Raw genomic sequence first — 20,348 nt, forward strand, 5'->3', positions numbered from 1 at the left:
GCAGTCTTAGAATGTGGAAATGGGAAACAGAAAATGATGCTAAAGGCATTGTGGTCATTGCTCATAATATTTTAGAACATACCGGACGATATGCGTACGTTATTACCATGCTTAGAAGAAATGGTTATCACGTTATCATGGGAGACTTGCCTGGACAAGGACAAACATCTCGCGCAAATAAAGGACAAATTGAGGATTTTAATACATATCATGAGCATTTTGTAGAATGGATAAAAATTGCCAATGAATATAAACTTCCTACTTTTGTATTAGGTGTTGGTTTAGGTGGATTAATCATATTAAATCTTTTAGAAAAAGTAGACCTACCAATTGAGGGGATGATGTTAATGTCCCCAATGTTAGAACTTCGCAAATCTGGTAAGGATCGTAAAAATAAGATGATATCTAATCTAGGTAAAATGTCTAAAGATACACGTTTTAAAGTTGGAATTACGACGCAAGATTTAACACGTAATGAGGAAATTATTGAAGAAACTGACAATGATGGATTAATTCTAAAGAAAGTGACTTATCGTTGGTATAATTTAATCGTTGAGAAGATGAAAGAAACAATGGATCATATTAAAGATATTAAACCATTACCTTCATTAATCATGTACGGTACAGAAGATAAAATTGTAGATACCGATGTCATTATTGAATTAAAAGATAAATTAGCTACAAATGAACTATACTTTAAATCTTGGGAAGGGTTATATCATGAAATTCAAAATGAACCCGAAAGAGACCAAGTGATGAGATATGTATTAACTTTCTTAAACAATAGTGTAAATACAATGGGATTTGTTGTCGAAGAGGAAGAAATTGAAGATATTTAAATTTTGAGGGAGTGAGACATAATTAAATGTATCAGCCTTCTTTAACATATTGGCAGTAGATGTCTGAATTGAAAGTGCGCTTATATCAAGCTTCTTTCAATCCTAGCCATCCTTGCCGGGGTGGGACAACGAAAATAATTTTGCTAAATTATATTTCTGTCCCACTCCCCTTAATACAAAATCATCGTATTTAATTTGTTATAGGATAATTAACATTGTTCAGGGTTTCCTGAAACTTTAGCTGTTTTAAATGAACTGCCACAACCACATGAAGCGATGGCATTCGGGTTATCGATTTGGAAACCGCCACCCATTAATGATTGTTTAAAATCAATTGTCGTACCATTTAAAACTGGTGCGTCATATTTATCTACGAGCACTTTAAGTCCATAATACTCTAGCACTTCGTCATTATCGCCAGGTGTTTCTTCAGCAGACATACCGTATGTTAACCCAGTACATCCACCACCATTTACTTTAATTTTTAAATAGCCATCTGACATATCATTACTTGCTAACATATCTTTCACTTCATAAGCTGCTGCTTCTGTTAAGATTACCGTTGGCATATTACTACCTCCCAAGATCATTCTCTCTGATAATAAAATTCTACTATATCTATTCTAATATGATTTGCTTTTCTCATTAAAACATATTCGTAATATCATTTTCTTCAATATGTTTATAAATGTTATTTAATAAATCATCCGGTGTATCACCTTCAACGATATCACCATCGACAAGTGCATACAACCCACTAGAACATATCCCACAATTTTGTAGGCATCCGTATTCTAATACATCAACACCTGGATCATTTTCTAGTTTTTCGTAGACAATATCTCCGCCCTTTGCCATATTCGAGACACAAAATTCTACTAACGGGAACATAAGACACCTTCTTAATATTTATTAGTTCACATATTATAACAAAGTTACTGCCTCTATGACTATCCGTCAGCTTGACGATTTCTACAACCTACATTTTTACTATTTTTACAAATTAAATTGCATTCTACATTTGTTTGTAGTCATTTTGAAAAACCGATATAATAGTGTTACACATACATATTTACTTTAAAATTCAGGGGTTAAGTAAATATTACGAAAGTTATCTTTGATGTTAACGGGTACATGAAAGATATTTTTAAAAGGGTCTCAATAATTAATAAATAAAATATGTTGAATAAAGGGGTATAAGGTAATGAAAAACTTAGTATTACTAGGCGGGGGTTACGGTAATATGCGAATTATGTCACGTATTTTACCTAATTCAATTCCCGAGGGGTACAACGTGACGTTAGTCGATCGTATGCCATTCCACGGTTTAAAGCCTGAATTCTATGCATTGGCAGCAGGAACGAAATCCGACAAAGATGTGCGCATGCGCTTTCCTGATAATAACCAAATTAATACGGTTTATGGAGAAATAAATGACATCGATTTGGACGCACAAATTATCTCAGTAGGAAATTCAAAAATTGACTATGATGAGCTTATTATAGGTCTTGGTTGTGAAGATAAATATCATAATGTACCAGGTGCAGAGGAATACACGCATAGTATTCAGACTTTGTCTAAATCTCGTGATACTTTCCACAGTATTAGTGAATTACCAAGTGGTGCTCGCGTAGGTATCGTTGGCGCAGGATTAAGTGGTATCGAATTAGCAAGTGAGCTACGTGAAAGTCGCTCAGATTTAGAAATCTTACTTTATGACAGAGGTCCACGTATTTTAAGAAATTTTCCTGAAAAGTTAAGTAAATACATATCAAATTGGTTCTCAAAACATAATGTTACTGTAGTACCGAATTCAATCATTGATCGCGTTGAACCAGGGAAAATTTATAATAATGGAGAACCAGAAAACATTGATTTAGTAGTATGGACTGCTGGTATCCAACCTGTTGAAGTAGTTAGAAATTTACCTATCGATATCAGTAATACCGGACGCGTCATTCTTAATCAATATCATCAAGTTCCAACATACAAAAATGTATACGTCGTAGGCGATTGTGCAGATCTTCCTCATGCACCAAGTGCTCAATTAGCTGAATATCAAGGCGATCAAATTGCTGATGTGCTCAAGAAACAGTGGAACAATGAACCACTTCCTGAAAAGATGCCTGAAATTAAAATTCAAGGTTTCTTAGGATCACTTGGAGACAAACAAGGTTTCGCGTACATTATGGATCGCACGGTGACTGGACGTTTAGCTTCTATACTTAAGTCCGGCGTATTATGGCTTTATAAATATCATAATGGTTAAACATGTTCACGAAGGCAAGTTCTATTTATTCTAGAACCTGCCTTCAATTTGTATATTCAATTAATTTTCAAAGTGAGCGTCAATAAAACGTGTGACTTGCTTCGTTTGAATGTAACCATCAGCGACATATTCATCGTTCATTGTCACTAAAGGGTAAAATAGCTCATCTTCATGAATTCTTTCAATAAACTGTTCATCATGATCCGTCAAATTCTCTTTATCTTTATTGATATCAATATATGTGAACTCAAAATGATGTTCAGGAAACTTTCTTTTAAGTAATGGTGGTAACCACTCAAATGTATCTTTTGAGGTTGGTGCATTAACGCAACTCGCACACACCACGTCAGCGCCATACACAACAACACTAATTTTAGTCATCAAAATCCCCCATCTTGTTTTATAGATTTTTACTACTGAATCTATTATAATGAATAAATAATGATTATGAAATAAATGACTTGAAAGGAGACATGTCTCATGCCTACTGAGAATGCAACAATGTTCGATCAAGTAGCTGAAGTCATTGAACGCTTACGTCCATTTTTATTACGTGACGGCGGTGACTGTACACTCGTAGACGTCGAAGATGGTATTGTTAAATTACAACTACACGGCGCTTGTGGTACATGCCCAAGTTCTACAATCACATTAAAAGCTGGTATTGAACGCGCACTTCACGAAGAAGTTCCAGGCGTTATCGAAGTAGAACAAGTATTCTAATTCAATATATAAGAAACGCGATAAGTGCTCTAATGAGCGCTTATTTTTTATAACAAAAAAGCCAAACACTACTTTGTGAGGAATCCCCTGAAAGTTAGATTTTAATCAAACTTTCAGTGACTTACCGATTTGAGTTAGTGTTTGGCTTCTTTTTAATCTTTATTATTTTTTATCTTCTTTTTTCTCATGATGTTTTTGGTCTTTGTGTGTAGCGTGTGGTGGTTTATTTTTAGAGTAATCTACTTTATGATTTTTTGGATCTTGACCTTTCATGTGTTTAGCAATTTGTTGATCTACGTAGACCCAACCTTTCCATCCAATATGGACAGCATCACTAATTACATACTTTTCATAATCTTTATTAGTCATATCGTAAATCTTACCACCATTATCGACAACGGTAGAATGAATTTTTTTATAAACACCTTCACGTCGATCTTTATCAATACCGATATGGTCATACCATCTACCATTGGATGGAATACTTACATATTGTACGTCTGCACCTGCTTCATGCAATGTTTGTACTAATAATTTTAAGTCATCGAATTCAGGAGAATTAATATTGAACTCATAATCACGTTTAACTTTACGTTTATTTTCTTTAATTAATTTCCAGTAAGGATCTCTAATATCAAAACGATTTGTTTTAGTATTTGCCTTACCGATATCAACCGCTTTATCTTTCATCTCATCCCATGATGCATCCTCTTTAGTAGCAGGTTTAACATGTGCTAATGGAGGTTGCTTGAATGAGAATAAAGATTTAATCGCTTCAATTTTAACAAGTTGATTTTCTTTGAATGCTGAAATGTAATTGCCTGAAACGTCTTCAGGATGTTTCGCTTGCTCTCTTAAATAAGGTTTGTTGTGAGCATGCGGGAATTGTAATAATCTTTGTGCATAACGTTTCTTTAAGTCAGCTGGCATATCCTTCTGATTGAACATTTGGTTGATTTGAGTTTGAGACATACGAGCATCAAAATTTTGGTTCGTTAAACCATGGTTTGTAAACCATTGTGGAGAAATTATAAATGTTAATTTCTTACCCTTAAGTTGATCGTATTGAGATGCCAATTCAACAGCATTAATCAAATCTGTTGATCCACCTGTACCGAGTAAAAATGTTTGTTTGCTTGAATTGTGTTTATTCAAAGCAATTGCCGGATTAAATGGATCGTCTTTACCAAGTTCACTTGAACCAAAGATAGGATAATACTTATTTGACTCAAATAATTTATTTTGAATGAGCGTGCCTTTTAAAACTTGATCAGTTAGAGAAATTCTATTATCAGCTAGCGTTTTATTCGTTACTAGTCCTGTAAACCAACTGGCTGGTAAAAGAACAAAAATAATGAATATCACGCCACTGATTAAGATAGGTAAAAAAGGTTTAAATTTCATCGTAATTCTTCTAATGCTTCTACGATTTTATTTGGAGTTGCCCACTCATCTCTATCAAAGTCCATAATTGAAACTTCAATATCTAATTTATTTTGGATTTCCAAAAGTAAACCAACTGTTTGGAATGAATCAATAATTCCTTCTTCAAAGATTTCAACGTCTGGGTTTTCTTTTACAATATCATTTTCAGCAACTTCTGCTAATAAATCTAATACTTGATCTCTAAATTCCATAATTAATTACTCCTTTATTAAATAAATTTACCTGAGAAAATTAAGAATCCAAATGTTACAAAATGGAATGTAATAATGATACTTAGTGCGGTTGTAAATCCATTTTGCCAACGTGGTGGATGCTTTTTACGCCAACGTTCATAATAGCCATAACCAATGAACAATGCCGCATGGTATAAACCATATACAATGTAATAAACTTCAAGACCGTGCCATACACCCATGATAAAGAAGTTCAAGAAGAATGCCATATTAGACATTGCGAATTGGCTTTTCAATAACTTCTTACGAGACATATAGAATAATGATCTCATGTAAATACAATCTCTAAACCAGAACGATAAAGTCATGTGCCATCTGTTCCAGAAATCTTTAATATTTCTAGCCTTGAATGGTTGATTAAAGTTCGGTGGCGTTTTAATTCCGTATAAATAACTTACTGCTATCGCAAATAAACTGTATCCTGCGAAATCGAAGAATAAATAGAAACTATACGCGTACATGTATAACCACATGTGCGTAAAGCCATGTAAGTTTAATTGTAACGGATTAACCGCATAAACTTGAATGAAATACGCAATAATGTATTTATATAAGAAACCTAACATAATCATGTGGATAGCTTTAAGAACAAGTTCTCTATATTCTCCACCTGTAGGTACCTTTTTATCGTCTTTAACAAAGCGTTTATAACGATCGATTGGCCCTGAAGAAATCGTTGGGAAGAATGAAATAAATTGAATTAACTTCCCTACTTTAATTTCTTTAATTGAACCATCACGAATTTCCATGATTAATTGAACACTTTTGAATGTGACATATGAAATACCTAGGAATCCAACAAATTCGATTAACTTGCTCTCATGAAAATGAATTTGATGTCCGCCTAACCAAGTACTTTGTAATATTTTAACCAAAGCTAAAGGTAAAATGGATAAAACCATTACAGTTACAAACTTAGCAAATGTATTATTCTTCTGTCTTGATTTATAGTAGAACATAATCAATGCGACTTGCCAAATAACATAAATAATAAAACTCAATAGTTGTACACTTAAATACTTTTGACCGAATAAATTGTGTTTATCTGAAGAGAAGATTAACACAATCATAATGGCAGTACTTATACCGTTATAAATATAACTTCGCTTACCTAAAAATCCGAGTATAATAACTGGAATAAGTACAATAAAAGCAATTAAGAAGAAGGTAAACGTTCCATATGGAATCATCCGTTAACTACCTCTGCAATCTTTTTACGATCTAATTTACCATTTGATGTAAGTGGCAACTGTTCCATCCATTCGAACTTTCTCGGAATCATATACTCTGGTAAGCGAGATTTAAGTTCATGTTTGATGTTCGTCGTCATTGCTAAATTATCTTCAACTGGTTCATGTGGCACAACTGCGCCAATGAGATGTACAACTTTACCATTTTTATAAACTGGTACAACAATTGCTTCTCTTACATATTGAGATTGACGCAATTGTGTTTCAATTTCTTCAAGTTCCATTCGATAACCATTAAGCTTGATTTGGAAATCAATACGTCCTTGGATAAACCATTGTCCGTCTTCTTCTTTAGCTTTATCGCCTGTATGATATGTTCTTGTACCATCTTCAAAATTGAAAACAGCTGAAGTTTTCTCTTCATTCTTCAAGTAACCTAAGCTCACACTTTGACCTTCAATGACAAGTTCGCCTTCATCTGTGGTTGATAAAGTAGTACCAGGTCTAGCCACACCAACTGGTAATGGATTGTATTGATCTAATACATCTTGTGTAATTTGAATACTAGTCACAGCTACAGTCGCTTCAGTAGGACCGTAAGTATTATAAATTGTAGCGTTAGGATATCTACTTACTAATGCTTTCGCTGTTCTATGAGGTAAGATTTCTCCACAGAAGAAGAATTGATTTAAACTACCATATTGTTCCTCATTAAGATTAGGTAATAGTAAACACATTTCTATGAATGACGGAGTTGAAACCCACACATTAATAGGCGTATTGACTAACATTTCATTTAGTAGTTTAGGCTTTTTAATCATATCTTTGTCTACTAAATTTAAAGTTCCGCCTGATGTTAAACATGGGTAAATCGCCATTACAGATAAATCAAACGAGAATGGCGCTTGGTTAAGCCATTCTTTACCTTCGCCTGCTTTATTAAGTGAAACCATCCATTCTGCAAATTCAATCAAACTTGCATATTCGATTTGTACACCTTTAGGCTCACCTGTCGAACCAGATGTAAAAATGGTATAAACAACGTCATTTGTTTTCATTTGGCTATCGAAAACGATTGGAAATTGAGATTCCTTAACGTCTTTGATAGAAATGACTTCAGCAATAGATTGGTCTACATCTTCTTCTGAAGTATTGAAAATATATTCTGGTTGTACCTTTTCAATGATCATTTTCACACGTTCTTCTGGAACTGATGTGTCAATAGGTACATAACCACAACCTGCTTTGATTGCACCTATCATACCTACAATCATGTAAGGAGACATATGACCATATAAGACCATTGGTTTCTTACTATCTTGTAATTGATGCGCTAGCTTACTTGATGCATGATCTAATTCTTTATAAGTTAAGACTTCATTTGTATGTCTAACCGCAATCGCTTCAGGTTGTACCTTAACGAAATGGTTTAACGTATTAATTATTTCTGCCATAATTACTCTCCCTCATTAGAATTCATTATAAATGAAGTTATTATGTGTATCGCCACTACCGTATATTAAATACAAAGCTATAAATATAGCTAAATATAATAATGTTAGTAAGTAAGGCTTCATTTTCTCAAAATGCTTGTTAGGTTCTTTACCTTTAGCTTTCATATAGCACCTCTCAAACTTGGACTATTTTATTCGTTCATAAACAACTATTCTGCTTATATAAAATACGTCTATTAAAATCTAACGTTTTGAACCGTGATTTTTAAAATACAAAGCTACTTTTATATTTTAGTTTTACAATTTATTATAATCGTATTCGAATTATAATTCAATTCAATTTTTATAATCTTTGTATAATGAGCTAACTCAATATTGAATGACGAATTAAAAAAGTCGTCACGTATTTTAAACGATTGAACGTTCTCACTTTTATTAGAACAACATCATTTTAAAACTAAACAGTCAAATAGACAATTACAGACTGTATAACAAAATTGTTAGATTAAGCCACAAAAAACTCATATAATCAAAACACGTCCTTTAAACTATGATTACATGAGCTTTTATGTCTATTTAATTTTTAAATTCCACAGCAGTGATTGGTGGTTTATTTTCTAAAACGGCTAAAATATTATCAGCACAAAGTTGAATCATTCGATCTCGTGTACGGCGAGAAGCACTACCGATATGAGGCAACACCACTGCATTTGGTAGTTGTAACAATGGATGATTCATATCAATCGGTTCTTGACGTAAAACATCCAGACCACAAGCTAAAATGTCATGACGTTGTAATGCTGCAACTAATGCTTCTTCATCAACGATGGCTCCTCGCCCAATATTGATAAATATGGCATCATTTTTCATCATCTCAAAAGCTTTAGCATCGAATTTGTTTTCCGTTTCTTGGGTCAATGGTGCTGTACAAATCACAAAATCACTCTCTTTTAACAATTCTTCGAAAGTGACATATGTGGCGTTTAATTCCTTTTCAGCATCTGAATGACGAGAGCGATTATGATATAAAATACGTGTATTAAACCCCTTCAACCGGTGAGCGAATGCCTTACCAATATCGCCCATACCAAAGATGCCAACTGTTGAACCATAAACATCTTTGCCTGAAAGTAGATACGGTCCCCAGCTTTCCCACTGGCCTTCTTGCACATATGTTGCCGCTTCTATAATTCGTCGCGCCACAGTAAGCATCAATGTAAACCCTAATTCAGCGGTTGTTTCAGTCAATACATGAGGCGTATTTGTTACTGTCATACCATACTGACTTGCCTTATTTACGTCGATATTGTCATATCCGACTGCCATGTTCGCAATAACCTTAAGGTTTGATGCATCTTTTAATACTTCTTCATCTATTCTTTCACTTAAAGTACTTAAACATGCCGTGGCGTCTTTGATTTCCTCTAGGAATGCTTCTCTAGGCATGGGCGTTAGTTCTTTATCCCACATGACAACATTGCCAATCCGTTCTAATTGTTCAACAAATGGTTGCGGTATCTTTCTGGTAATCAATATTTTATTCATTTAATCACTCCCTTTCTTTCCAAAAAGTAAAATCTTATTCTGCACATTCTATTAACGCTCTTATTATCTAGGTTTACTTTTCAAGTTCGGAGATTGCAACATTTAAATCAGCAAATGAATGTGTAGGTGGAACGTCTTTAGTTTGAATCTCTTCATATGTCGTTACGCCTGTTTGAACGTGAATCGTATCAATACCTACATTAATTCCTGACATGATATCTGTATCATATAAGTCTCCAACCATAGCAACATCTGATTTATCTAGCCCAAGAATTTCTATCGCTTTATTCATAATGATAGGTTCTGGTTTCCCAATAAATTGAGGTTGAACACCTGTCGAAACGCTGACAACACTAGTAATTGCACCATTACCTGGTAAGAATCCTCTTTCTTTAGGTATAGAAACATCTGGGTTAGTAGAGATGAATTTAGCACCATTACGCACGCCAAGTGTAGCAACAGCGAGCTTTTCGTAAGTGACTTCCTCGTCTAAACCAATTACCACATAATCTACGTGTTCATCATCTTTAACTGTAAGTCCAGCTTGAGTTAAAGCTGTTTTCAATCCATTGCCACCTAACATATAAACAGAAGCATTAGGATGTTCTTCTGAAATGTAATCAGCAGTTGCAAGTGCTGAGGTTACAATTTCGTCTGGCTTAGCATCAATCTTCATATTGCGAAGTTTTTCTGTTACTTCGTCTGGCGTCTTCGTTGAATTATTCGTTACATATAAATGCGGAATATTGTTTTGATTTAAATAATCGATAAATTGTGCTGCACCATCAATTTCATCTGTACCTTTATACATGGTACCGTCTAAATCGATTAAATATGCTTTATAATGCTTCACTATTTATTCTCTCCTTTTCCGAATGCAGTGATCGGGACATTCTCACTCTCAAGAAATTGCGCAACTTCTTGAATAAACTGCTTATAATAAGGTAAAGCTTTATCAAATAAAGGAGCGATTTCTTCAATATTTAATTCTGTATAATCATGAGCAAACTGCTTTCTCACATCTACCGTGTCATTAATATGAGTTTGAGTCTCTTTAGAAATGACATTTTCCAATTCTAAGATATCAATCACATCTTTATAATTACCTGGGTCTCTCAATATAAATCCATCAATAATCATATTTCCAATATCCACAGAAGATTCTATTAACATTTGTGCAATTCGCTCAAATGCATAATGATTTTCTTTATTTTCACCATAATCTTGCGTTAAATTTTGTAAGTATGTTAATTTCTGAGTTAATTTATCTTTATCTACAAAATACATTCCCTAGTCACCTCTTCATACGTCTATCATGATTATCATATCATAATTTTGCAGTCCTCTTCATTTGTCGTTATACTTAGACGTAACACTTTTTGGAAAATAAAGGAGCGCATCATGCATGATTGATATGTACTTATACGATGACGAAGAACAAAGCCAAGTTCAATTCGTGGGATTTGTTGGCGAACACAGTCGTTATGATTTAATGCTCGTTCAAACAGATAGACATTACGGTAAAACACTCGTATTGAATATGCAAACAAATAAATTTGGAATAATCGGTACTGATGATATAGAAGAAGAGGGTTATATTGCGCATATTTTAGGCGTTACAGAAGAAGAAGGCGATGAAATTATCGAATATTTAAATGAGGTCATTCAGTAATTGAAGAGAAATTCAGTTGAGCTTGTATAGACCGAAAGTTTATCACCTTCAAATTCAAAAAATATTAAAGCAAAAAGTCCATTAAATCGAGGTATATTGACTCGACTTAACGGACTTTTATTTATGTTCATCTTTATTTTCAGTATCTTGAATAGTCGGTTGTATCTTAACATCATGAAGTTTATCTATAAGCACTTCTTCATCTTCTACTTCTTCAATCAGTTCATCGGCTGGAATATGTCGTAATACGAAATAAGGACATCCAAAATTGCAATATTCTAGCAAGTAATCTTGAATACTTGAAAAACGTTTGCTAATTTCAGCTTTTCTATTACTATCATTGTAAAACCCTTTTAAACGTAATTGATCATATCCGAAGTCGCCAACCACATAATCATATTTGTCTAAAATATCTGAGTATCTCGATGCAAAAATTTCTTCATCAAAACAATCTCTATATTCTTCAATTAATTCAAAGTATTGTTCTTCTACTTTAATCATGATTTCACCTAATTTTATTAATATAAAAAAGGTTAGGACAATTATCGTTAAGTTACTCTGTTCAAACCCTAAACGTCTTTGTCCCGACCTCTTTTAAAATAGATTTATTTACTTAATTGTTCTTCCCCTTGACGTTGTCTTTCTTTAGCCGCTTCATTAACTTGTTCATCGGCATGATATGAACTACGTACAAGTGGTCCTGCTTGGCAATGCTTGAACCCTTTATCCATAGCAATTTTTCTCATTTTACCAAACTCTAATGGTGTATAGTATTTCTCAACTTTAAGGTGTTTACGAGAAGGCTGTAAATATTGACCAATTGTTAAAATATCTACATCATTTGCACGTAAATCATCCATTGTTTCGTAAATTTCTTCCATTGTTTCCCCTAAGCCAACCATTAAGCTAGATTTTGTAGGAATATCTGGTTGTAATTCTTTAGAACGACGTAAAAATTCTAATGTTCTATCATACGTTGCGCGCGCACGAACTCTTGGCGTTAAGCGACGAACTGTTTCGATGTTATGGTTTAAAATGTCTGGTCTTGAAGCCATTAATGTCTCAAGTGCTTCATAGTCACCACCCATATCTGATGGTAAAATTTCTATCGTTGTAAATGGATTTCTCGCTCTTACTTTACGTACTGTTTCAGCATATACATTTGACCCTTGGTCTCTTAAATCATCACGTGCTACTGCTGTGATCACCACGTGTTTTAAGTTCATTAACTCCACTGATTCAGCAACACGTTCTGGCTCGTTCAAGTCTAATTCGTTTGGTAACCCTGTTTTTACCGCACAGAATCGACATGCTCGTGTACATACTGCACCTAATATCATAAACGTAGCTGTACGTCTCGCTCCCCAACATTCATGTATATTAGGACACTTGGCTTCTTCACAAACCGTGTGTAAATTCTTCTCACGCATCATCTTTTTGAGGCCAGTATAGTTTTCGTTCGTGTTAAGCTTTATTTTCAACCAATCCGGTTTACGTAAAATTTCTTCATTTTTAGTCGCCATAACAACGCATACCCTCCTGTTTATTCTCTCTCCGTATATTATAACGAAATTAACAATAAATTAAAATCTAATATACGTTAAATTTAAAGACTAAGCAACTTTTCCTTAAAAATGTCTCTTAAAAATTCAGGCATAATATAATCAGTCGGTAACCCTTTTAAAATGGGGAAATATCTCCCAAATGTATACATATCAACAGTGCCCAATGTATACTGCTTATCCCTTTGAATTTCCTCATTATTAACAAAATAACGATCTTCTGACTCAATGAAACCTATGTTATATAGAATATATCCTCCGAAAATGTCTCCCCTAAACCCTAAACCTTGAGCATGTTCATAGATGTACTCTTGTTTTTGACTTTTCTTAATCACTTGAATCAATTCATCACCAGTTAATCGTACTCTCACTAAGTTGATAGGATGTGGTAACATGCGATGAATGTCGTACTCTGTCACTTCATCCGCTTCTATACTATTTACAATTAAGCCTGCATTCACTATCGCGCAATCTGCATGGGTAAATTCATACACACTCTCAGCAAGTAAATATGATGTTTCAGTAATCATATCTGTTTTTTTCTGCAATTTCACATGATGGTTAATCACAGGTTCACTTAATAGTGCTTTACCTTCTTTGTCAAAACGCGTTTCTACCTGAGGTAAACCGTCAAGTGGATGAAGTTTTGCTCTTTTATAAGTTACCTTACCTTGCTCAATAGTTAGGTTGACTTCGCCTAAGTAATGCCCATACTTTCCAGCCGCAGCCATTAAAACGCCATTGTTGATTTCTCCATTTTCAAAATAATGGTGCGTATGGCTCCCAAAAATAACATCAATTTCAGGAATTTCTTGGCATAATTTCTCATCAAAGAACACACCGACATGGCTCATAACAATTAAAATATCGAACTGACCTTGTTGTGCATCAATTTCGTCTTTAATAGCAGCTAGAGGATCCGTCACAATCCAATCTAACGCCCTATAGAAAGGCGTGAACGGTGCTGTCGCAGCTACAAATAGAATGCGTACGCCTTCAATTTCTCTAATATAGGAAGAAGCAATTTGGTTAGGTAACTGACCTTGCTCGTCAAACACATTAGCACAAATCACTTTGAACTTCGCTTCGTTATAAAGATTTTGCAACGCTTCGTGAGAAATAGTCATACCTTCATTATTACCAATGGTCGCAATATCACAGTGGGCTTCATTCAGTAGTTCAATATTCTTCTTACCTAGAGTGGCTTCTGTAACAGGCGCTGATAGGTCAACATGATCACCAATATCTATGTAAAGTGAGGGATGATGAAGTTGCGGACGGTGATCGGCTAAATAGGCTTGAATACGTGCATATTCATTTAAATGACTATGAATATCGTTTGTATGATAAATCGTTAACTCCATAACTAGACCCCCTCTTCAATCATTGATTATTATGTACTTATTTTTTACTTTAGCATTTAAATACGTTATCTAAAAGTAGAAGTGCTTATCAAATTATAATAACGATTTGATAATTAAATATGCACCTATAAGTAACATCACTGTTCTTAATAGCATGACAACAGTGTCAGATTTAATTGAACGATTCACTCTCACTCCAATTTGTGCACCTATAATACTAGAAATAATTAACGCAATAGAGTAACCCCACGCTACATGGCCTTGCACAATGTGTCCAACTGAACTCATCACACTTGAAAAGAAAATCATCATCATGCTTGTACCTACAGCCACATGAGGTGGAAATCTAAAGACGATGAGCATCAGTGGTGTCATAAGTGCGCCTCCACCTATACCAAATAGTCCAGTAAGTACTCCAATAAATAAAGTAGCTACAAAGGCAAAGAGTGGTGGCACACTGTAATGATAAGTTTTCCCTTCCACATCTACATATGTACGTTCGTATTGAGGCTTATCAAAGATTTTAAATGGTTTAATTTTGTGGCGAACCATCAGTAAAATGGCTACACAAATCATAAATATTCCAAAATATAAATTGAAAGAATCTAATGTTAAATATCTACTCAAAAACGAACCAATCAGAGACCCCGGGAGCAACCCAAATAAAAAGATTGACCCATTTTTAATGTCGACTTGCTTCGTTTTTAAATATCCTAAGGAAGAAGACAATCCGGTAACGATAAGAATGACTGAAGATGTACCAATAGCAATCTGTGGTGTGATACCGTGAAGTAAATGATGATTCACGCCTAAGTAAACAAGTGTTGGTACTATGATGATGCCTCCACCTATACCTACGATTGAACCAAGTATTGCAGAAAGGCCTCCGATAAGTACTAATAAAATAATAGTTAATAACATGACATTTCGCCTCTTAGAATAATTTTAATTGTTGTGGTGCTAATCCTTCGTAATCAATACCTAAAATATCTTGATACGTTTTAGCATTTTGAGCAGCATGACCACCAGAATTATTATTAAAAACGACATAAACCTTTTTAGCTTTATGATTTAATATCTTCACCTTTTGTGCTAAATCTGAAAGTTCTTCATCGTTATAATTATACAAATATCTTACATCTCGCCACTCTTGATCAGTCATATCCTTCTTCGTCCAGCCATGCCTATTACGACCGTGATAACGAACGAAGGCAATTTCATGAGTGATACGATTGACCAATGGAATACTTCCTTCTTTCACTTGTGGTTCATCAACTACAGAATGAATAATTTGGTGTTCCATTAAGAAAGACAATGTTTGTTCTTTGAAACGTTCATCAAACCAAGATTGATGTCGAAATTCCACACACATTGGGAAATCCTCTAACTGTTTCCTCACATATAATATGTAATTAATATTTTGAACATTACAATCAAACCATGGTGGAAATTGAACTAATACCATTGCAAGTTTGCCATGTTCTTTAAGAGGTCGAATCATGGCTTTGAATTGTTCAAATAATTCGTTACGCGTCTCTGCAAAATCTTTATAATCCGCATGTAACGTTAACGCTTGATGTATTTTCACGATAAACTGAAAGCGCTTGGGCGTCTCATTTATCCACTTTAATATATTTCGTTCTGGCTGAATCGCATAATATGAAGCATCCAATTCCACTATTGGAAAATGACTAGCATAAGTCTTAAGCTTATCCGTTTTACGTTCTAAATCTTCATATAATGTATCATGGTCTCCCCAACCAGTAAGACCTATTTCTATCATATTTATCACCACCAACATGATACCATACAATAAATCAGCGATTCACTTTATCAATCTAAAATTTACATATTCTTTAATGATTAAAATCGAATCACTTTTACTTTGATTGAGAGAAGTATAATTTAAGCGCACTTTCAATTCAGCCATCTACTACCAATATATAAAAGGAGACTCAGACAACAAATTTTGTCCGAGTCTTCTCCAATTGTGACACTATTTTGATTTAATTCTGTTTTAATCTTTCCTCAACTTGTGAAACAACTTTATCCATAATCATAGCCGCATGCATTTTCTCAGCAAGTCGTGGCGACTGACCACTCCACATATGTGTGAGTTCTGGGTTACCATCTTTAGCAGCTGCTTTCCTAATACTATTCGTCAATTGATTTTGAATAGGATAATCAGGAATTTCTCCATCATATTGATTCATCTCATCGATAAACGCATTATGAATACCTCGCGCATACTTTCCGCTAAATACTTTAGTAACAACTGTATCTGTTTCTTTACTATTTAGGATGGCATTTTTCAATAAATCATTCGCAGCACTTTCATCAGTAATTAAGAACGCTGTACCCATTTGAACGCCTTGGGCACCTAACATCATACTTGCAAGGAGACCTCGTCCGTCCATGATACCTCCTGCAGCGACAACAGGTAACGACACTGCATCCACCACTTGGGGCACGAGAGACATCGTTCCAATCATTGGTTCATACTTCCCATTATTTAAAAATGACCCTCTATGTCCGCCCGCTTCACTACCTTGAGCAACAATTAAATCTATACCGGCACGCTCGTTCTCAATGGCTTCATCTACAGTAGTAGCTGTACCAATCAATGTTACCTTCGCATCTTTAAGTTTCTGTATCGTTTCATGATCAGGAATACCAAATGTGAAGCAACATACTGGCACCTGGTATTTAATAATCATATCTATCGCTTGCTTGAATTGTATTTCTTCGGTCACATTTACTACAGGTTCTTCTAAGTTAAATGCACGTCGATAGGGTTTCAACCATGCATTCATATGCTCAACTTGATCTGGTAAATAATGATTCTCGCTAGGAACAAATAAATTCACACCAAATGGTTTATCAGTTAGTTGCTTCACTTCTTGAATTTCTTTTTCCAACTTTTCAGCATTAAAATAACCGGCACCAATCGTGCCTAAACCACCTTGTTCACTGACAGTTGCAACCAGTTGTGGTGTAGTGCTACCAGCCATCCCTGCTTGGATAATAGGATAGCGCACGCCTAGTCGTTCAGTCATTTCATTATCATTCCACATCATGCTCTCCCCTTTACAACTCAGTTATCGTCGTTCCACACTTTGCGGGAACTTTTGATTTTTCAATTTTTCTTCCTCTTCTTGGTCCATCTCGTCCTCAATGTCCATACCTAACAATTCCTCGATTAAATCTTCATGTGACACAATCGCATCGGTGCCACCATACTCATCAAGCACGATGGCTAAATGTTTACGTGTCACTGTCATTTTACGCAAGACCCATTCCGCACGATTATGCTCATTAACGAATAGTGGACTTGAAGCATAATTCGTAATCCTATCATTTTTATGCTTACTCCACGCGAGTAAGTATTTTGAATGAAAGACGCCAATAATATCATCAATATCTTCATCATATACTGGATAACGTGTATATGGTCCATTCATCACAGTTTCATATGCTTCATCATAAGTCACTTCTTTTGAAAATGCCACTACATTTACACGTGGCGTTGTATCTACATCGGTTACTTTTAATTTCTCAAAGTCCATTACATTTTGTAAACGTGCATTCTCCACTTCATTAAAGGCGCCTTCTCGCCCAGCAATATTTAATAACGTACGTATTTCTTCCTTATTAAAACGTTTTTCAACTGGCTTTCCTCGAGAAAACATATGATTAATTCCGTCAGTCATTTTATTTAATAATACTGTTATCGGCTTTAAAACAATGACACAAATATTAATCACAGGAAAAACCAAACGTGAAATTTTGTCAGGGAACGTCGCGGCTACTGATTTTGGAATCACTTCCGAAATTAAAATAATCACTATCGTAATAATGACAGCTGCAATTCCTATATTAATACCCATTCGAATAGCTAAAATCGTCACTAATATAGGTAAAATAATGTTTGATACATTATTACCGATAAGGATTGTAGTTATAAACTCACTCGGATTGTCTAATAGTCGAGTTAACCCTTTGGCCTTTCGATCACCATTCTTAGCTTCCGTTTGAAATTTAGTACGATTTGCCGCAGTTAAAGCCGTCTCACTTCCTGAAAAGAAAAACGAGACAAAAATCAAAATAACAATCGCAACAATCATGGTGCATTCTCCTTATAGAAATAATCAATTTAAGCATTAATAAACTATTTCCCGAGAAATACGTATTTGAAACGGGACCAATTCCAATGTGATACGTATTAAAAAAGATGAGAATACTAAGTTATAAACTTAATACTCTCATCCTCTATGTTTTATGAAGGTAGTTAAAAAATTGAATTTATTTAGCATTTATTTCTCTCAATTAGATTCAGTCATCTAATCCTCTATAATTATAGCTTTAAAATCCGCATATTTTTTCATATATAAAAAGGCAACAACATTTGCTGAGAGAATAATGAGGATTGAAGCTATTATAGTAAATTTATTGTCTAAATAATATGGAAGCATAAAATATTCAATAATCTTCTCCACAAATATTAATTGTGCTAATGCTTTGAAGATAATACCCAATTTTGCAATTAATTTATTATCTATAAATTTTTCAATAAAAGGTACATCGATTAAAATAAACATGTTACTGATTAAGTCTAAAATACAAAAAAGTAAAATTATAGATGTAGTTACTAACCAAAAATTTTCTAAATTATATTTACTTTGTAGTGCTAATACATAGAAAATATTATGGAACATAAAAATAGCGTTATAAGTGCTTAAAATATTAACAGTTGTTAGAAATTTCGCATACTTCTTTACCTTAAACTTATTATCTATATTTTCGTATTTGAAAAAATCTTTAAATTGAATAACACTTATAATTATAATAATGATTTGAACTATCAAAAATATTCTTAATCCTAAATACATATCTTCAATATTTGCACCAAAAAGAAATACCAATGATGCATAACTCAATATTAAAAATAAAAATATACTAAGTACTTGAGCTCCTGGTTTTCTTATATCATCTAAAAATTCCGCAGTAGACATTTTTATCCCCTAACATATGACTATATATTCTTATTCGATCCAATCTAAATAAAATTACTGTTTCTAAATCAATGAAACTAGACAATTATAAAAATATTGAATGTTATTATTATTTAATTTTCACTTCATATATATCAAAAAAATGTTACCCACTATACATAATGTTAATTAAGTAGCAAGGCGATACTAATACTTACCCAAATAGCACACAAAATAGAAACTAATATATGATGTGTAACAATTTTATATTTAATTAAATAAAATATCATCTGTATGAATGTAAATATCAAGTAAAATACAACTGTTACGGCAACGAAAGAATAAAATTCATCATCACTTCTTATAAATTCATTATTATTTAATATAATTGTCATTAGAAACAAACAAATGGAAATATAGAAAAAGTGAAATCCTCTATTCTTTGAAGTTCGTAAAAATTCTAATTTTTCTTTAAGGTTACTTTGTCTAATATGGTCATTAGAATGTTTTATTTTCTTAATAATTAACGTCTTTCTCATTTTCACAAAATAACTTCTAACAGCTAAAATCATATATACATATGAACTGAGCAAAAGATTTTCATTTAACGATTTAGTATTATTGAAATAACTTAATATAAAAATTATTAAAAGTATACTTAAATTCACTATACAAATGTAAAACCTTTTAGTGTTAAAATCATCATTATTTTTACTTATATACGAGGAAATCATATATAATAATACGATTATTATAGTTATAACTATTGTCATATTTCACCTCTGTACATTTTTATTTAGTACCTACTTTAACTTTTACTTCTGACCAATTAGTTATGAAATTTGATTTAGTCATGTTATCTATATTCAAATATAAACTAAAACAAATATGGTGCTTCGATTTTTAAGATCATAATAGTTTTAGAAATTCCCTATGAAAATTCACATTACTCTTTTTTATAACCATATAAAATCTTATTTATATTCTTATTGCATTTTTAAAATCAACGACTCTGGCTTAAATAATGATAAATAAATATAACTCTTAATATATAAAATAG

At 33.5% G+C, this 20,348-nt stretch carries 23 protein-coding genes; 4 read left to right on the forward strand and 19 right to left on the reverse strand.

The window, feature by feature from the left end; all coding sequences use genetic code 11:
* The first annotated feature begins 11 nt into the window (after positions 1 to 11).
* Complete coding sequence (locus tag CD155_RS11520; protein WP_103213395.1) at positions 12 to 839, forward strand: alpha/beta fold hydrolase; 828 nt, start codon at positions 12 to 14, stop codon at positions 837 to 839.
* 209 nt (positions 840 to 1,048) lie between these two features.
* Here CD155_RS11520 and CD155_RS11525 read toward each other — a convergent pair whose 3' ends face one another.
* Positions 1,049 to 1,408, reverse strand: coding sequence for a HesB/IscA family protein (locus CD155_RS11525; RefSeq protein ID WP_037541238.1), 360 nt, complete (start codon positions 1,406 to 1,408; stop codon positions 1,049 to 1,051).
* A gap of 76 nt (positions 1,409 to 1,484) precedes the next feature.
* Positions 1,485 to 1,730 (reverse strand): YuzB family protein, encoded by a 246-nt coding sequence (locus CD155_RS11530; RefSeq protein WP_070832133.1) that lies wholly within the window; start codon positions 1,728 to 1,730, stop codon positions 1,485 to 1,487.
* A 313-nt stretch (positions 1,731 to 2,043) separates the two neighbouring features.
* Between CD155_RS11530 and CD155_RS11535 the strand changes: the two genes are divergently transcribed.
* Entirely contained in the window at positions 2,044 to 3,108 is a 1,065-nt protein-coding gene (locus CD155_RS11535) for an NAD(P)/FAD-dependent oxidoreductase (RefSeq protein ID WP_002441759.1), read from the forward strand.
* Between the two features lie 60 nt (positions 3,109 to 3,168).
* On the opposite strand, the gene CD155_RS11540 is transcribed toward CD155_RS11535, so the two are convergent.
* Positions 3,169 to 3,489, reverse strand: a complete 321-nt coding sequence (locus tag CD155_RS11540; RefSeq protein WP_103213396.1) for a YuzD family protein — start codon at positions 3,487 to 3,489, stop codon at positions 3,169 to 3,171.
* Between the two features lie 99 nt (positions 3,490 to 3,588).
* Here CD155_RS11540 and CD155_RS11545 point away from each other — a divergent pair, with 99 nt between their 5' ends.
* The gene (locus tag CD155_RS11545; RefSeq protein ID WP_002433501.1) at positions 3,589 to 3,831 is read left to right on the forward strand and encodes a NifU family protein; all 243 of its coding nucleotides are present in this window, start codon (positions 3,589 to 3,591) and stop codon (positions 3,829 to 3,831) included.
* Between the two features lie 162 nt (positions 3,832 to 3,993).
* Here the strand turns inward: CD155_RS11545 and dltD are convergent, their stop codons facing one another.
* The 8 genes from dltD to CD155_RS11585 form a co-directional block, all read right to left on the reverse strand.
* The gene (gene dltD, locus CD155_RS11550; protein ID WP_103213397.1) at positions 3,994 to 5,235 is read right to left on the reverse strand and encodes a D-alanyl-lipoteichoic acid biosynthesis protein DltD; all 1,242 of its coding nucleotides are present in this window, start codon (positions 5,233 to 5,235) and stop codon (positions 3,994 to 3,996) included.
* Positions 5,232 to 5,468: a D-alanine--poly(phosphoribitol) ligase subunit 2 gene (dltC, locus tag CD155_RS11555; RefSeq protein WP_002433359.1), complete on the reverse strand. Its 237-nt coding sequence runs from the start codon at positions 5,466 to 5,468 to the stop codon at positions 5,232 to 5,234. The genes dltD and dltC overlap by 4 nt, the downstream gene beginning before the upstream one ends.
* A gap of 17 nt (positions 5,469 to 5,485) precedes the next feature.
* Positions 5,486 to 6,700, reverse strand: a complete 1,215-nt coding sequence (gene dltB / locus CD155_RS11560) for a D-alanyl-lipoteichoic acid biosynthesis protein DltB (RefSeq protein ID WP_044466326.1) — start codon at positions 6,698 to 6,700, stop codon at positions 5,486 to 5,488.
* A complete protein-coding gene (dltA, locus tag CD155_RS11565; RefSeq protein WP_103213398.1) occupies positions 6,697 to 8,154 on the reverse strand; it encodes a D-alanine--poly(phosphoribitol) ligase subunit DltA in 1,458 nt (485 codons plus the stop codon). The genes dltB and dltA overlap by 4 nt, the downstream gene beginning before the upstream one ends.
* 15 nt (positions 8,155 to 8,169) lie before the next feature.
* A complete protein-coding gene (locus tag CD155_RS11570; protein ID WP_002441749.1) occupies positions 8,170 to 8,319 on the reverse strand; it encodes a teichoic acid D-Ala incorporation-associated protein DltX in 150 nt (49 codons plus the stop codon).
* Between the two features lie 411 nt (positions 8,320 to 8,730).
* Positions 8,731 to 9,699 (reverse strand): 2-hydroxyacid dehydrogenase, encoded by a 969-nt coding sequence (locus CD155_RS11575; RefSeq protein ID WP_103213399.1) that lies wholly within the window; start codon positions 9,697 to 9,699, stop codon positions 8,731 to 8,733.
* Between the two features lie 73 nt (positions 9,700 to 9,772).
* Positions 9,773 to 10,552 (reverse strand): 5' nucleotidase NucF, encoded by a 780-nt coding sequence (nucF, locus tag CD155_RS11580; protein WP_002441745.1) that lies wholly within the window; start codon positions 10,550 to 10,552, stop codon positions 9,773 to 9,775.
* Positions 10,552 to 10,986 (reverse strand): DUF86 domain-containing protein, encoded by a 435-nt coding sequence (locus CD155_RS11585; protein WP_002441743.1) that lies wholly within the window; start codon positions 10,984 to 10,986, stop codon positions 10,552 to 10,554. The genes nucF and CD155_RS11585 overlap by 1 nt, the downstream gene beginning before the upstream one ends.
* Positions 10,987 to 11,104: 118 nt before the next feature.
* Between CD155_RS11585 and CD155_RS11590 the strand changes: the two genes are divergently transcribed.
* Entirely contained in the window at positions 11,105 to 11,371 is a 267-nt protein-coding gene (locus CD155_RS11590; protein ID WP_070832152.1) for a DUF3055 domain-containing protein, read from the forward strand.
* A gap of 117 nt (positions 11,372 to 11,488) precedes the next feature.
* Here CD155_RS11590 and CD155_RS11595 read toward each other — a convergent pair whose 3' ends face one another.
* From CD155_RS11595 to CD155_RS11630, 8 genes are all read right to left on the reverse strand, one after another.
* On the reverse strand, positions 11,489 to 11,872 hold the full coding sequence (locus CD155_RS11595) for a YutD family protein (RefSeq protein ID WP_103213400.1): 384 nt from the start codon (positions 11,870 to 11,872) through the stop codon (positions 11,489 to 11,491).
* 104 nt (positions 11,873 to 11,976) lie between these two features.
* Positions 11,977 to 12,894, reverse strand: coding sequence for a lipoyl synthase (lipA, locus tag CD155_RS11600; RefSeq protein ID WP_070832159.1), 918 nt, complete (start codon positions 12,892 to 12,894; stop codon positions 11,977 to 11,979).
* An 83-nt stretch (positions 12,895 to 12,977) separates the two neighbouring features.
* The gene (locus tag CD155_RS11605) at positions 12,978 to 14,297 is read right to left on the reverse strand and encodes a bifunctional metallophosphatase/5'-nucleotidase (RefSeq protein ID WP_103213401.1); all 1,320 of its coding nucleotides are present in this window, start codon (positions 14,295 to 14,297) and stop codon (positions 12,978 to 12,980) included.
* A 93-nt stretch (positions 14,298 to 14,390) separates the two neighbouring features.
* Complete coding sequence (locus CD155_RS11610; RefSeq protein WP_002441733.1) at positions 14,391 to 15,218, reverse strand: sulfite exporter TauE/SafE family protein; 828 nt, start codon at positions 15,216 to 15,218, stop codon at positions 14,391 to 14,393.
* A 13-nt stretch (positions 15,219 to 15,231) separates the two neighbouring features.
* A complete protein-coding gene (locus CD155_RS11615) occupies positions 15,232 to 16,080 on the reverse strand; it encodes a DUF72 domain-containing protein (protein ID WP_103213402.1) in 849 nt (282 codons plus the stop codon).
* Positions 16,081 to 16,303: 223 nt separating this feature from the next.
* Positions 16,304 to 17,371: an NAD(P)H-dependent flavin oxidoreductase gene (locus CD155_RS11620; protein WP_103213403.1), complete on the reverse strand. Its 1,068-nt coding sequence runs from the start codon at positions 17,369 to 17,371 to the stop codon at positions 16,304 to 16,306.
* 24 nt (positions 17,372 to 17,395) lie between these two features.
* Positions 17,396 to 18,421, reverse strand: a complete 1,026-nt coding sequence (locus tag CD155_RS11625; protein ID WP_103213404.1) for a hemolysin family protein — start codon at positions 18,419 to 18,421, stop codon at positions 17,396 to 17,398.
* A 216-nt stretch (positions 18,422 to 18,637) separates the two neighbouring features.
* Positions 18,638 to 19,309 (reverse strand): DUF5079 family protein, encoded by a 672-nt coding sequence (locus CD155_RS11630; RefSeq protein WP_002441724.1) that lies wholly within the window; start codon positions 19,307 to 19,309, stop codon positions 18,638 to 18,640.
* Positions 19,310 to 20,348 lie beyond the last annotated feature (1,039 nt).

The organism is Staphylococcus caprae (genome assembly GCF_002902725.1).
Taxonomy (GTDB): Bacteria; Bacillota; Bacilli; order Staphylococcales; family Staphylococcaceae; genus Staphylococcus; species Staphylococcus caprae.